This window comes from Klebsiella sp. 10 (assembly GCF_018223925.1).
Classification (GTDB): domain Bacteria; phylum Pseudomonadota; class Gammaproteobacteria; order Enterobacterales; family Enterobacteriaceae; genus Klebsiella; species Klebsiella pneumoniae.
Map to the genome: position 1 here is coordinate 162,787 of NZ_JAGRRB010000012.1, position 14,057 is coordinate 176,843.

12 protein-coding genes are annotated in these 14,057 nt (G+C 61.1%); 6 read left to right on the forward strand and 6 right to left on the reverse strand.

The genetic code is table 11. The features are described 5' to 3' along the window. Positions 1-243: 243 nt before the first annotated feature. The 3 genes from KHQ26_RS14285 to KHQ26_RS14295 form a co-directional block, all read right to left on the reverse strand. The gene (locus tag KHQ26_RS14285) at positions 244-1,233 is read right to left on the reverse strand and encodes a Gfo/Idh/MocA family protein (RefSeq protein WP_004181399.1); all 990 of its coding nucleotides are present in this window, start codon (positions 1,231-1,233) and stop codon (positions 244-246) included. Between the two features lie 73 nt (positions 1,234-1,306). Next, positions 1,307-1,807, reverse strand: coding sequence for a M48 family metallopeptidase (locus KHQ26_RS14290; RefSeq protein ID WP_002917891.1), 501 nt, complete (start codon positions 1,805-1,807; stop codon positions 1,307-1,309). A 19-nt stretch (positions 1,808-1,826) separates the two neighbouring features. After that, positions 1,827-2,429, reverse strand: a complete 603-nt coding sequence (locus KHQ26_RS14295; protein ID WP_004150936.1) for a helix-turn-helix domain-containing protein — start codon at positions 2,427-2,429, stop codon at positions 1,827-1,829. A 43-nt stretch (positions 2,430-2,472) separates the two neighbouring features. Here KHQ26_RS14295 and KHQ26_RS14300 point away from each other — a divergent pair, with 43 nt between their 5' ends. After that, positions 2,473-3,180: a B3/4 domain-containing protein gene (locus KHQ26_RS14300; protein ID WP_002917889.1), complete on the forward strand. Its 708-nt coding sequence runs from the start codon at positions 2,473-2,475 to the stop codon at positions 3,178-3,180. 85 nt (positions 3,181-3,265) lie between these two features. Beyond that, on the forward strand, positions 3,266-4,396 hold the full coding sequence (gene rlmG, locus KHQ26_RS14305) for a 23S rRNA (guanine(1835)-N(2))-methyltransferase RlmG (RefSeq protein WP_002917887.1): 1,131 nt from the start codon (positions 3,266-3,268) through the stop codon (positions 4,394-4,396). Between the two features lie 108 nt (positions 4,397-4,504). Here rlmG and KHQ26_RS14310 read toward each other — a convergent pair whose 3' ends face one another. From KHQ26_RS14310 to lsrR, 3 genes are all read right to left on the reverse strand, one after another. Next, complete coding sequence (locus tag KHQ26_RS14310; protein ID WP_020803695.1) at positions 4,505-6,526, reverse strand: NADPH-dependent 2,4-dienoyl-CoA reductase; 2,022 nt, start codon at positions 6,524-6,526, stop codon at positions 4,505-4,507. A gap of 182 nt (positions 6,527-6,708) precedes the next feature. Further along, a complete protein-coding gene (gene lsrK / locus KHQ26_RS14315; RefSeq protein ID WP_004149900.1) occupies positions 6,709-8,307 on the reverse strand; it encodes an autoinducer-2 kinase in 1,599 nt (532 codons plus the stop codon). A 37-nt stretch (positions 8,308-8,344) separates the two neighbouring features. Next, complete coding sequence (gene lsrR / locus KHQ26_RS14320; protein ID WP_004144837.1) at positions 8,345-9,316, reverse strand: transcriptional regulator LsrR; 972 nt, start codon at positions 9,314-9,316, stop codon at positions 8,345-8,347. 218 nt (positions 9,317-9,534) lie between these two features. Between lsrR and lsrA the strand changes: the two genes are divergently transcribed. From lsrA to lsrB, 4 genes are read left to right on the forward strand one after another with little or no spacing between them, the layout of a single operon-like run. Then, the gene (lsrA, locus tag KHQ26_RS14325) at positions 9,535-11,022 is read left to right on the forward strand and encodes an autoinducer 2 ABC transporter ATP-binding protein LsrA (protein WP_020803719.1); all 1,488 of its coding nucleotides are present in this window, start codon (positions 9,535-9,537) and stop codon (positions 11,020-11,022) included. Then, complete coding sequence (lsrC, locus tag KHQ26_RS14330) at positions 11,019-12,053, forward strand: autoinducer 2 ABC transporter permease LsrC (RefSeq protein ID WP_211777898.1); 1,035 nt, start codon at positions 11,019-11,021, stop codon at positions 12,051-12,053. Before lsrA ends, lsrC begins: the two co-directional genes overlap by 4 nt. Further along, entirely contained in the window at positions 12,054-13,052 is a 999-nt protein-coding gene (lsrD, locus tag KHQ26_RS14335; RefSeq protein ID WP_002917727.1) for an autoinducer 2 ABC transporter permease LsrD, read from the forward strand. Position 13,053: 1 nt separating this feature from the next. Next, positions 13,054-14,055 (forward strand): autoinducer 2 ABC transporter substrate-binding protein LsrB, encoded by a 1,002-nt coding sequence (lsrB, locus tag KHQ26_RS14340; protein WP_002917725.1) that lies wholly within the window; start codon positions 13,054-13,056, stop codon positions 14,053-14,055. The last annotated feature ends 2 nt before the right edge of the window (positions 14,056-14,057 follow it).

Below are 14,057 nucleotides of genomic sequence, written 5' to 3' on the forward strand. Positions count from 1 at the left end.
GCTGACGTCGGAAGACGGCAGCCGCTGCGCTTTTATGCATAGACCTCGCCTTCCGGCAAGGTCTCACTTACAACAACCAAAGTACATCGCGATGGGCTTTGGTTATTGCCCGGCGACCGGATGCGGTATTGCACGCATCGTAATGACGATCAACCGGCAAGGAAGTTACTCCCCTTTGCACGTAACAAAATATGTCACAGGGCGGTTTTCGTCAATGGCGGCCGGTCAGGCCTTTACACTCTTTTACGCCAGCGGCTGCGTATCGGCCGGGAAGATCACCCCGGTCTGGCGACGAATTTCGCTGGACAGTTTGGCGGTGATCCGGCTCACCGCCAGGCCCGGGTGATCCACATCCTGTGTCTCCACCAGCCGCGCAAAGGTCTCCGCCTCATACAGCATGGTATTAATGTGCTGGGGCTGCGTCAGGTCCTGGGCTTTACCGCCGCGCGGCACAAACGCCAGCTTCTGACATTCGGAGATTTTTTCGATCACTAACGCGCCGTCTTCGCCCTGAATTTCACTGGGGATCGCGGAATCGCTAACTTTGGAGTGATGCAGCGTCACGTCGAAGTCGCCATAGCTCAGCACCACGGTGCCCTGGGCGTCTACGCCGCTGTCCAGCAGGCTGGCGGTGGCAAGAACGGCCTGCGGCTCGCCCCACAGCGCCACAGCGGACGCCAGGCAATAGAAGCCGATATCCATAATCGAACCGTTAGAGAACGCCGGGTTAAAGGTGTTGGGGTTTTCGCCGTCAAGGTAGCGCTGATAGCGCGAGGAGTACTGACAGTAGTTGATAAAGGCTTTGCGTAGTTTGCCCACTTTAGCGAGCGTTTCTTTCAGTAGGAGAAAGTTAGGCAGACTGGCGGTTTTAAAGGCTTCAAACAGCACCACGTTATTTTCTTTCGCCAGCGCTATCGCCGCCTCGACTTCCTGCAGGTTCGACGCCAGCGGCTTTTCGCAAATGACGTGCTTCTTATGGCTCAGGAACAGCCGGGTCTGCGGAAAGTGCAGCGAGTTCGGGCTGGCAATATAGACCGCGTCAACGTCAGGGCTCTGTGCCAGTTCATCGAGCGAGGTAAACAGATGCTCGACAGGATAGTCTTTGGCGAAGGCTTGCGCCTGTTCGAGGCTGCGGGAGTAGATGGCGGTAAGTTTATATTTGCCGGTTTCATGGGCGGCATCGACAAACTGCTTGGTGATCCAGTTTGTGCCAACAACTGCGAAACGTATCATAAACGTTGACGAACTCCGTTAAAGGGAACCTGCCGCCACTCTATCATGCCGTCATGACAAAACCAGTGCGTCACTACGCAGAACGATTTAACGAAAGGTGCGTCAGCCACAGGCGGGTGTCGAACTCCAGCTGGTGGTACTGCGGCTCCATATGGCAGCACAGCTGATAAAAAGCCTTGTTGTGATCCTTCTCTTTCAGATGCGCCAGTTCATGAACCACGATCATCCGCAGAAAGGCTTCCGGCGCGTCGCGAAATACCGTCGCCACGCGAATTTCCGCTTTAGCTTTCAGCTTACCGCCCTGCACGCGGGAAATGGCGGTATGCAGGCCGAGCGCATTGTTCAGCACGTGGATCTTACTGTCATACATCACTTTGTTGATCGGCGCCGCGCCGCGCAGAAAGCGGTTTTTCAAGTCCTGGGTGTACTGATACAGCGCTTTATCGCTGTTAACGTCGTGCCCTTGCGGATAGCGCTTTTGCAGCACCTCGCCGAGGCGGTCTTGCTCGATTAACGTGGTCACCTGCGCCAGCAGCGATTCAGGATAGCCCTGTAAATAAATGAGTTTTGTCATCGTCTTATCATTATGTCTGTCAGGAGGGCAGTTCAGCCACGGTCATGGTAAAGACCAGCGGCGCGGTACCCTCATTGCGGTAACCGTGCTCTATTTCGGTGCGGGCCACCGCCGATTCCCCGGCCGCCACCGTGCGGCAGGTCTCGCCAAGCGTCAGCGTCAGCGCGCCGGCTTCCACGTGCAGCAGCTCGAAGGTTGTTGCCGGGTGGCCAGGCGAGGCAAAGGCTTCGCCGGGCTGCATCTCCCAGCGCCACAGCTCAATCATATTCGGCCCGGCGGTGCCGGCGAGGAGCCTGGCGCTGCCCCCCAGCGGGCCTTGCCAGAGGGTGGGGATCTGCTCGGCGGGAATAATATGCAACGCGGGTTCGCTTGACACATTGACAATATCCGCCACCGAGACGCCCAGCGCGGCGGCGAGTTTGCAGAGGATCGCAATGCTGGGATTGGCGGCCTCTTTTTCCATCTCGACCAGCATACCTTTGCTGATGCTGGCCCGGCGCGACAGCTCGTCCAGCGACATTTTTTTCGCTTTACGGTAGGCCTTCAGCCGCGTGGCGACGGCGCGACTTACCTGGTCGACATCAGATCCTGAATCGGTCGTTATATTGACTTTTACGTTCATTGGTCACTATGATGAAACAAATTGGTCATTACAGGATTATCGAATGCGTAGCGTAACGCCGTCAATCGAATCTGCGGTCAGCCGCCTGGCGCCGGGCTTTCGGGCATTAAGTATTGTGGTGGAGAGCGCGCCGGTGGCCGATCCCGCCGTCGCGGAGCAGGCGCTGGCCGAGGCCTGCCTGGCGGTGCAGCAGGATGATGTGCCCTGGGCGCAAGCGCACCTGGCGGCATGGGATGAAGCGTTCAGCGCCTTCGGCGCGAAGGCGAAACGTACCCCCTGTTCGGCGCAGGCGCTGCGCAAGCGGGTGCTGAAAGAGGGGAGCCTGCCGGCCATCGATCCGGTGGTGGATATCTACAACGCGATCAGCATTCGCTATGCCGTCCCGGTCGGTGGGGAAAATCTGGCCGCCTACCGTGGCGAACCGCGGCTGGCCATTGCCCGCGGCGATGAGCCATTCGATACGCTAAAATCGGCAGAGCCGGTAGTGGAATATCCGGAGCCGGGCGAAGTCATCTGGCGGGATGATATAGGCGTAACCTGCCGACGCTGGAACTGGCGACAGGGCGTGCGCACCCGGCTGGACAGCGGCGCGCAGACGATGTGGTTTATTCTCGAAAGCCTGCCGGCGATGCCGTTGTCGGCCCTGCATGAGGCGGGAGAGCGGCTGGTAGGTTATCTGCAGCAGCTGATGCCCGGCGCTCGCGCGTCGATAACGCTGCTGCGAGCCGATGACGAGGGCGATCTACGCTGAGCGGCGATGATCAGCGATCTCTCTTCAACTGGACAGGATTTGCGTATAAACTCGCGGGTTTTACTATTCCGGAGGCGGAGAGGCGATGAGCCAGGCAGAGTTAAACGGTGAGTTATTCACATTAGAGCGGTTCCCACCTAACGCTGAAGAAGAAGCGCTTCAGGCATGGGAAGCGGCGGATGAATATCTGCTGCAACAGGTGAATGACGTCGACGGCCTGACGCTCATCTTCAACGACGGCTTCGGCGCGCTCGCCTGCGCGCTGGCGGAGCGCAACCCGGTCAGTATCAACGACTCCTTTATTTCCGAGCTGGCGACCCGCCACAACCTGCGGATGAACGGTATCGATGAAGAGAGCGTGCGCTTTCAGGATAGCCTGAGCCCGCTACCGGCCGCGCCGGCGCTGGTGCTGATTAAGGTGCCAAAACAGCTGGCGCTGCTGGAACAGCAGCTGCGCGCCCTGCGCGAAGTAGTTACGCCGGAAACCCGCATCATCGCCGCGGCGAAAGCCCGTGATGTGCACAACTCGACGCTGGCGCTGTTTGAAAAAATCCTCGGCACCACCACCACCTCGCTGGCGTGGAAAAAAGCGCGTCTGATCCACTGCGTTTTCACCGCTCCTGAGCTTGCCGATGCGCCGCAAACCTACAGCTGGAAGCTGGACGGCACGCCGTGGACCATCCATAACCACGCCAACGTTTTTGCCCGCAGCGGGCTGGATATCGGCGCGCGTTTCTTCTTGCAGCATTTACCGTCTGATCTAGAAGGCGAGATCGCCGATCTCGGCTGCGGCAACGGGGTGATTGGCCTGCAGGCGCTGGCGCAAAACCCGAACGCGCGGGTCATGTTTACCGATGAGTCGCACATGGCGGTGGCTTCCAGCCGGTTGAACGTCGAGCGCAATCTGCCGGACGATATCGCACGCTGTGAATTTATGGTCAACAACTCGCTCTCCGGCATTGAGCCCGACCGCTTTACGGCGATTCTGTGTAATCCGCCGTTCCATCAGCAGCACGCTATTACCGACCATATCGCCTGGCAGATGTTTAACGATGCCCGCCGCAGCCTGAAATACGGCGGCGAGCTGTACGTCGTCGGCAACCGCCACCTCGATTACTTCCGTAAGCTGAAGCGTGCGTTTGGTAATTGCACGACGATTGCGACGAACAATAAGTTTGTCATTTTGAAAGCAACGAAGGTGCGTAAGCAGCGCTGATTCTTGTCGCGGTTTCCCCCGGCTCGCGGCTGTCGCCTTAGCCGGGCTAGCGTGCGGGATTATCGTGGTAGCCCGGGGAAGGCGCATCGCGCCGCCCCCGGGACAGGGCTAAATCGCCAGCGCCAGTTTAGTGCCCTGGGCAATCGCCCGACGCGCATCCAGCTCCGCCGCCACGTCGCAACCGCCGATGAGATGCACCGTTTTCCCCGCCGCGCGCAGCGGATCCGCCAGCTCGCGGCGCGGCTCCTGACCGGCGCAGATCACCACCTGATCGACCGCCAGCAGTTGGCGCTCGCCGCCGATAGTGACATGTAACCCTTCATCATCGATCTTTTCATAGCTGACCGCCGGGATCATTTTCACCCCGCGCGCCAGCAGCGTCGCGCGGTGGATCCAGCCGGTGGTTTTGCCGAGCCCTTCGCCCGGTTTGCTGGCTTTGCGCTGCAGCATCACAATCTGTCGCGGGCTTTTACTCAGCTGCGGGCCTTCAGCACTCAGCCCTCCCGCCGTTTGCAGGCTGGTATCGATACCCCATTCGCGGCAGAACTCGCCGATATCCTGGCTGGTGGCCGCGCCCGACTGGCTTAAAAACATCGCGGTGTCGAAGCCGATGCCGCCGCAGCCGATAATCGCCACCTTCGCGCCAACCGGCGCTTTATCGCGCAAGACATCAAGGTAGCTCAGCACTTTTGGATGATCGATCCCGTCGATCGCCGGCAGGCGCGGGGCGATGCCGGTGGCGAGGATCGTCTCATCGAACGCCAGCAGATCGTCTGTCGTGACGCGGGTGTTCAGGCGTAGATCGACACCATGGAGATCGAGCATGGTGCGGTAGTAACGCAGCGTCTCGTGAAACTCCTCTTTGCCGGGGATCTGTTTGGCGATATTAAACTGACCGCCGATCTCCGGGAGCGCATCAAACAAAGTGACGTGATGACCGCGGGCGGCAGCGTTTACGGCGAAGGCCAGACCGGCAGGCCCGGCGCCGACCACCGCCAGCCGTTTAGGCGCGTTGGCCGGCAGGACCGGCATCAGGGTTTCATGACACGCGCGCGGGTTGACCAGACAGGAGGTGACTTTGCCGACGAAGATCCGATCGAGACACGCCTGATTGCAGCCGATGCAGGTGTTGATCTGATCGGCGCGATCGTCCTGCGCTTTTGATATAAATTCGGCGTCGGCAAGGAACGGGCGGGCCATCGATACCATATCGGCATCGCCGCGGGCGAGAATATCCTCCGCGACCTGCGGATCGTTAATGCGGTTGGTGGTGATCAACGGGATCGACACCGCGCCCTTCAGCTTGCGGGTGACCCAGCTGAAAGCTCCGCGCGGTACCGGCGTGGCGATGGTCGGAATGCGCGCTTCGTGCCAGCCAATCCCGGTGTTGATGATGGTCGCTCCCGCCGCTTCAATCGCTTTGGCCAGTTCAGTGACTTCCGCCAGCGTGCTGCCGTCGTTGACCAGATCGAGCATCGACAGACGGTAAATGATAATGAAATCGTGGCCGGCGCGCTGGCGCACCGCCTTAACCACCTCTACGGCGAAACGCATGCGCCTGGCATAATCGCCGCCCCATTGGTCGTCGCGCTGGTTGGTGCGCGCGGCGAGAAATTCGTTAATCAGATAGCCCTCAGAGCCCATCACCTCGACGCCGTCATAGCCCGCTTCGCGCGCCAGCTGGGCGCAGTGGGCAAAATCATCGATCAGCGTCAGGATCTCATCGTGGCTCAGTTCATGGGGGGTAAAACGGTTGATCGGCGCCTGTAGCGCCGAGGGGGCCACCAGCGCGGGCTGGTAGCTGTAACGGCCGGTGTGCAGGATCTGCAGAGCGATTTTGCCGCCTTCCTGATGTACCGCGTCGGTAATATGGCGATGGTGCGCCAGATGGCTGGCATCGTTGAGTACCGCGCCGCCGGCCATGGTGACGCCAGAGGGCGCCGGAGCGATGCCGCCGGTGACGATCAGCGCCACGCCGTGACGGGCGCGCTCGGCGTAAAAGGCCGCCAGCCGCTGCGCGCCGTCCGGCAGCTCTTCCAGCCCGGTGTGCATTGAGCCCATCAACACGCGGTTTTTGAGCGTTGTGAAGCCCAGCTTAAGCGGGGCGAAAAGCGACGGATAGCGGCTCATAGTGGCTTCCAATGTAAAATTATTGTTATGTGGTCGGATGAGTTACTAATTTAGCCGTCGCGGAGAAAAAGGGAAAAGGGGAGTGCGGTGATTGTGATGGGATTCAAAGAACGGCGAAGCGTTGCCCCACACCCCGGCCCTCTCCCAAAGGGAGAGGGGGAAAGGCGGATCGGTACCGGTGGTTAGGGTGACGGGGAGGACGCTACGCGCTGGCGGCGCTCCAGGCCCGGCGCCTGCCACATCGACGTTGTCAGTCCGCTATCGACAAGGCCAAGCTGATCGGCGTACACCGTCTGCCACTTGCTCATCATCTCCTGATACAGCTCGCGATGCTGCGGATTTGGGGTGAACTCGCGGTGCCAGCTCACTAACCGCTCTCCGGTGCTGGCCATATCGTCATACAGCCCGGCGCCGGTTCCGGCGGCGATGGCGCAGCCCAGCGCGGTGGCTTCGCGGACCACCGGCACCCGCACCGGCAGGCCGGTGACGTCGCTGAGGATCTGGCTCCACAGCGCGCCTTTAGAGCCGCCGCCGGCAAACACCAGGCTGTCGAATGTCACTCCGGAGAACTGCGAGATCTGCGCGAGGTTGCAGGCGGAGACAATCGCCGCGTTCTCTTCCAGCGCGCGGAACAGGGTCGCTTTATTGCACTTCTCCGGATCGATGGAGAGGTTAATAAACGACGGCGCGGCGTGGTACCACTGCTTAAAGTGCATAGCGTCGGAAAAAATAGGCATCACGCCGTGGGAACCGGCGGGGACGCGGCTGGCCATCTCCTCCAGCAGCGAATAGGCATCGACGCCGAGCCGCTCGGCAATCAGTTTTTCTTCAGCGCAGAAGGCGTCGCGAAACCAGCGCATGGTCAGGCCGGTAAAGAAGCTGATCGATTCCGCCTGCGCCATGCCGGGAATGACATGAGGATTAACACGAATATTCATCTGCGGATCGGTGCGCACCTGCGGCAGGTTGACCACCTGCTGCCAGAAAGTGCCGCCGAGTACCGCGGTTTGCCCGGCGCGCACCACCCCAAGGCCCAGGCAGCCGAGCTGGACGTCGCCGCCGCCCATCACCACCGGCGTCCCGGCGCGCAGGCCGCTCTGCTGCGCCGCCGCTTCGGTGACGGCGCCCAGCAGGGTACCGGTCTCTTTGACCGGCGACAGCATATCGGCGCGCAGCCCGGCCATATCCAGCAGCGCCGGACGCCAGTCGCGGCTGAACAGATCGAGCATGCCGGTGGTGCCGGCGTTTGACGGGTCGACCGCCAGCTCGCCGGAAAGCTTCGCCGCCAGCCAGTCGCTGATCATGGTGATGGTTGCCGCTTTGCGGTAGATATCGGGGCGGTGGTGCGCCAGCCACAGCAGGCGCGGCATGGCGCTGAGCGCCAGGGTTTGTCCCGAGACCTCGTATACCTCGGATTCGAAGCGATAGTCGTGGATCTCCTTAAGCTCCGCCACTTCGCGGCTGGCGCGGGCATCGACGTTGGCGCAGGCCCAGATGGCCTCGCCGTTGCGGTCATAGAGAACGATGCCTTCGCGCATCGAACAGCAGGCGACGGACTGAATATCGGCGGCAGAGAGCCGGGCGGCGTCGAGCGCCTGGCGAATGCACTGGCAGGCCAGCTGCCAGTTGGTGGTAAGGTCGAACTCCATCGAGCCGGGGACGTTATCAACGCTCAGGTGTTTCCATTCGGCCTGGCCTACCGCCAGCTGGCGGCCATTAAGATCGAAAATAACCGCCCGAATGCTGCCGGTCCCGGCATCTAACGCTAACAGGTAACTCATGACATGCGCCTCGCTGTTGTCGCGCGGCGCCAGGCCGTCAGGAGGCCAGGGTAAGCACCGCGCGTGCTGTTGTCTCTTCCGTTACCAGGCCATTAATGCGCTTGCCAATCAGAGCGGCATAAATCGCCTGCGCTTTTTCTTCTCCCCCGGCGACGCCAACGATGGTCGGCAGCTGCGCTAGCTCATCAAGGGTCACGCCGAGCAGTTCCCGATGGATCTCCAGTCCTTCTACCGGCCTGCCGTCGGCCTGCAGGAAATAACCTAAAATGTCGCCGACCGCGCCTTTGCGGGCGTACATCAGCTGTTCGCCCTCGCTGATATAGCCGGAGCGTAAAATGGTGGCGTCGCGCCGCTGATCGATGGCGCCGATGCCAACCACCGCCGCGTCCGCCGCCGTCGCCGCGAGGATCACGTCGCGCACGCTCGACTCGCGGCGCAGGATCTCGGCGACCTCCGCCGAAGAGACCCGCAGCGGCGCCGGGATAATGCTGACGCTGCAGGCGGCATCAAGCTGGCCGATGCCGGTCATATACGGGCCGACGCCGCCGGAGAGAGTCACCAGCCGCACCTGCTGCGAGCCGATAAAGCCGCTGAGATGCTGCAGGCAGCTCATGGTGGCTTCGCCGAAGCCGACCGCCAATAATTGCCCCGGTTGCAGAATACCCATCAGCGATTGCGCCGCGCCGATCCCCAGCCGGGTATTCATCGGCGGGGTGTTGAGCGCCGGCAGCACGCGGGCAATCTTGAGGCCAAAACGCTGCTGGAGTTCACTTTCAAGCGCCAGACAGCCCTCATAGCGCGAGTTGATCTGCACGCGGATCACCCCGGACTGGCGGCCTTTCTCCAGCAGGCGAGAAATCTTCAGCCGCGGCAGTCCCAAACGCTCGCCGATGTCATTTTGCGTCAGGCCGTCGTGGTAGTAGCACCACGCCACCCGCGCCACCAGCTCTTCCTCGGCTAACGCCAGCCCGGCGTAGCGGTTCTCTTCCGTAATGCGTTTTTCGCTCATAAATTGAACTCTTATAAAAATTTAGATCATATGTTCGCTATTGCGCGGTCGGAAAGTGTGAGCCGACTGGCAAAACGGATCTTTCATCGCTGGCCCATTTTTTCCTGAGGATCTAAAGCGCCAAACTGTGATCTTCGCACGGTTGTAAATATAGTTCACCGTCTACGCTTTTGAACATTATTAAATTTAAAAATCATTTGTTCAAACGAGGCGCGACGATGAAGCCACTGCTTGAAGCTCGCCAGATCCGCAAACAGTTCTCCGGCGTTGCCGTGCTGAAGGGCATCGACTTTACGCTATGCGCGGGCCAGGTGCATGCCCTGATGGGAGGCAATGGCGCGGGTAAATCGACGCTGATGAAGATCATCGCCGGCGTCGAAACCCCGGATAGCGGTGAGCTGACGATCGGCGACCGCGCGTTTGCGCGCCTCAGCCCGGCGCTGGCCCACCAGCTGGGCATTTATCTGGTGCCGCAGGAGCCGATGCTGTTTCCCAACCTCAGCGTGCGCGAGAACATTCTCTTTCGTTTGCCGAAGCGGGCGGATACCGCCGCGCGACTGCAGGAAAAACTGCAGCAGCTGAACTGCCAGATCAACCTCGACGCCAGCGCCAGCACGCTCGAGGTAGCCGATCAACAGATGGTCGAGATCCTGCGCGGGCTGATGCGCGAGGCCAGGATCCTGATCCTGGATGAACCCACCGCCTCTTTAACGCCGGGTGAAACCGAGAGGCTCTTTAGCCAGATCCGTGCGTTACAGGCGCTGGACGTTGGGATCGTCTTTATCTCACACAAATTGCCCGAAATCCGCCAGCTTGCCAGCCATATTTCGGTGATGCGCGACGGCGCGGTGGTGCTGAGCGGCGAGACCGCGGCATACCGCGACGAACAACTGATTAACGCGATGACGCCGGTCAGCCGCGACCATGCGCTGAGCGACACGCAAAAGCTGTGGCTGTCGCTACCGGGCAACCGCCGTACGCAACCGCAGGACTTTCCCGTGCTGCGGGTGGAAGATCTTACCGGCGAAGGCTTTATCGATCTCAATCTGGAGATCCGCGCCGGAGAGATCGTCGGTCTGGCCGGGCTGGTGGGATCCGGGCGCACCGAATTTGCCGAAACCTTATACGGCCTGCGTCCACCGCGCGCCGGGCGAATCTGGCTGGAGAACCGCGAGATTAGCTGCGACAGCACCCGCGCCAGGTTGGCCAGCGGGCTGGTCTATCTGCCGGAAGACCGCCAGGTCTCGGGGCTGTTTCTCGATGCGCCGGTGCGCTGGAACACGGTGATGTTCAATCAGCCGTCGTGGTGGCAGCAGGGGAAACGGGAGGCGGCGGTGGTTGAACGCTATCACCGGGCACTGGGGATCAAGCTGGCCGATGGCGATCAGCCGGTGCGCACTCTCTCTGGCGGTAACCAGCAGAAGGTGCTGCTGGCGCGCTGTCTGGAAGCTAATCCGTTACTGCTGATTGTCGATGAGCCGACGCGCGGCGTGGATGTCTCCGCCCGCGCCGATATCTATCAACTGCTAAAAAGCGTTGCCGCGCAAAACGTGGCGGTGCTGATGATCTCCAGCGATCTGGATGAGTTCGTTGGCCTTGCCGACCGGGTGCTGGTGATGCATCAGGGCCGCTACAGCGGCGAGCTGGCGCGGCAGGCGGTGACCGTCGATCGCATGATGACCCTGGCCTTTGGAGGGCAGGCATGAAAACGTTACTCAAGAATCGCGAACTGAGCGCCTTCTTTGCCATCGTGGCGCTCTTTGTTGTGCTGGTGGCGCTCAATCCAGCCTATTTCAGCCTGCAGACCCTGGCGATGATTTTCTCCAGCTCGCAAATCCTCTGCCTGCTGGCATTGGGCGCGACCCTGGTGATGCTGACCCGCAATATTGACGTGTCGGTAGGTTCGACCGTTGGGCTATGCGCCATCGCCGTCGGCGTGGCGCTGAACAACGGCTATGGGTTGGCGACGGCTATCGCCTTCGCGCTGGCGATTGGCGCGCTGGCCGGAGCTTTTAACGGCCTGCTGGTCGTGGGGCTGCGCATCCCGGCGCTCGTCGCGACGCTCGGTACGCTGGGGTTGTATCGCGGGGTGATGTTGCTGTGGACCGGCGGGAAATGGATCGAAGGCTTGCCCGACAGCCTGAAATCGCTCTCGGAGCCCGCGTTTATCGGCGTGTCGCCGCTGGGCTGGCTGGTGCTGGCGCTGCTGCTGGCGGGCGGCTGGCTGCTGTCGCGCACCGCCTTTGGTCGTGATTTTTACGCCGCTGGCGATAACCTCGCCGCCGCGCGCCAGCTGGGCGTGGCGGTCAACCGCACGCGGATGCTGGCCTTTACCCTCAACGGTATGCTGGCGGCCTGCGCCGGGATCGTCTTCGCCGCGCAGATTGGTTTTGTGCCTAATCAGACCGGCAGCGGCCTGGAGATGAAAGCCATCGCCGCCTGCGTGCTGGGCGGGATCTCGCTGCTCGGCGGTACCGGCACGCTGCTTGGCGCGTTTCTCGGCGCCTTTTTCCTCACCCAAATCGACACCGTACTGGTGCTGTTCCGCCTTCCCGCCTGGTGGAACGACTTTATCGCCGGCCTGGTGCTGCTCGGCGTGCTGGTGCTCGATGGCCGTCTGCGTCAGGCGCTGGCCCGCCATCAGCGGGCGCTGAAGTACAGCCGTTTCCAGCCCGGTAACAAAGGGGGGAAACAGGTTGCCCGCTTTCCTGAACGCAAAAGCAAAGAGGTGGCTTAAATGAAGCTGAAGCTTAACTGGGAAAGCGCGCTGCTGGCGTTGCTGATCGTGGAGATCCTGCTGTTCGGCGCGCTGAATCCGCGCATGCTGGATCTCAATATGCTGCTCTTTAGCACCAGCGACTTTATCTGCATCGGCATCGTCGCGCTGCCGCTGACGCTGGTGATCATCAGCGGCGGGATCGATATTTCGCTGGGCTCGACCATCGGCCTGTGCGCCATCGCCCTCGGGGTGATGACCCAGGCGGGCTGGCCGCTGTGGCTCGCGGTATCGCTGACGTTGCTCTTGGGACTGCTGTGCGGGTTATTCAACGCCGCGCTGATCCACTACACCGGCATCAGCCCGCTGGTGATCACGCTTGGTACGCTGTATCTGTACGGCGGCGGCGCGCTGCTGCTTTCCGGGATGGCCGGCGCGACCGGTTACGAGGGGATTGGCGGTTTTCCCGATAGCTTCACCGCCTTCGCCAATTTAACCCTCGCCGGACTGCCGCTGCCGCTGGTGCTGTTCGCGATTATCACCTTTTTCTTCTGGCTGCTGACCCATCGCGGGCGCTTTGGCCGCCACCTCTTTTTACTCGGGCAAAACCCGCGCGCCGCGCGCTATGCCGCGCTGTCGGTGAACGGCATCCCGTACGTGCTGTATGGCCTGGTGGGCGTCGCCTCGGCGGTCGCGGCGCTGGTGATGGTCTCCTATTTCGGCTCGGCACGTTCGGATTTAGGCCGCGACCTGCTGATGCCTGCGCTGACCGCGGCGGTGCTCGGCGGGGCCAATATTTACGGCGGCTCGGGATCGATACTGGGTACCGCGCTGGCGGCATTGCTGGTGGGGTATCTGCAACAGGGTTTACAGATGGTCGGCATCCCCAACCAGGTGTCGAGCGCGCTGTCAGGGGCGCTGTTGGTTGTGGTGGTGATGGGGCGTTCGCTGAGCCTGCACCGTGAATGGGTGCGCGCGACCTGGCGGCGTCTTTTCTCGCATAAAACAATCGGAGCATAAAATGAAATTAAAACTGATCGTGCTGGCGCTGGCGATGAGCGTGGTTACCGCGCAGGCGGCGGACCGCATCGCCTTTATTCCTAAGCTGGTCGGCGTCGGCTTCTTTACCAGCGGCGGCAACGGCGCGAAAGAGGCGGGGAAAGCGCTGGGCGTGGATGTCACCTATGACGGCCCAACCGAGCCCAGCGTCTCCGGCCAGGTGCAGCTTATCAACAACTTCGTCAACCAGGGCTACAACGCGATTATCGTTTCCGCTGTCTCGCCGGACGGCCTGTGTCCGGCGCTGAAGCGGGCGATGCAGCGCGGGGTGAAAGTCCTGACCTGGGATTCCGATACCAGGCCGGAGTGCCGCAGCATCTATATCAATCAGGGCACGCCGCAGCAGCTTGGCGGCCTGCTGGTCGAGATGGCGGAAAAGCAGGTGACGAAGCCTACTGCCAAGGTAGCGTTTTTCTACTCCAGCCCGACGGTGACCGACCAGAACCAGTGGGTGAAGGAAGCCAAAGCCAAAATCGAAAAAGAACATCCGCAGTGGCAAATCGTCACCACCCAGTTTGGCTATAACGATGCCACCAAATCGCTACAAACCGCCGAGGGGATCTTAAAAGCCTATCCGGATCTCGACGCCATTATCGCGCCGGATGCCAATGCGCTGCCGGCGGCGGCGCAGGCGGCAGAGAACCTCAAGCGTCAGGGCGTGGCGATCGTCGGCTTTAGTACGCCGAACGTGATGCGTCCGTACGTTGAGCGCGGCACGGTGAAAGCGTTCGGCCTGTGGGATGTGGTTCAGCAGGGCAAAATTGCGGTTAACGTCGCCGATCGATTACTGAAAAAGGGCGATCTTAACGTAGGCGACAGCGTTGAGGTGAAAGATATCGGCTCGCTGAAGGTCGAACCGAACAGCGTGCAGGGCTACCAGTATGAGGCGAAGGGCAACGGTATCGTGCTGCTGCCGGAGCGCGTGGTGTTCAGCAAAGAGAACATCAACAACTACGACTTCTGACG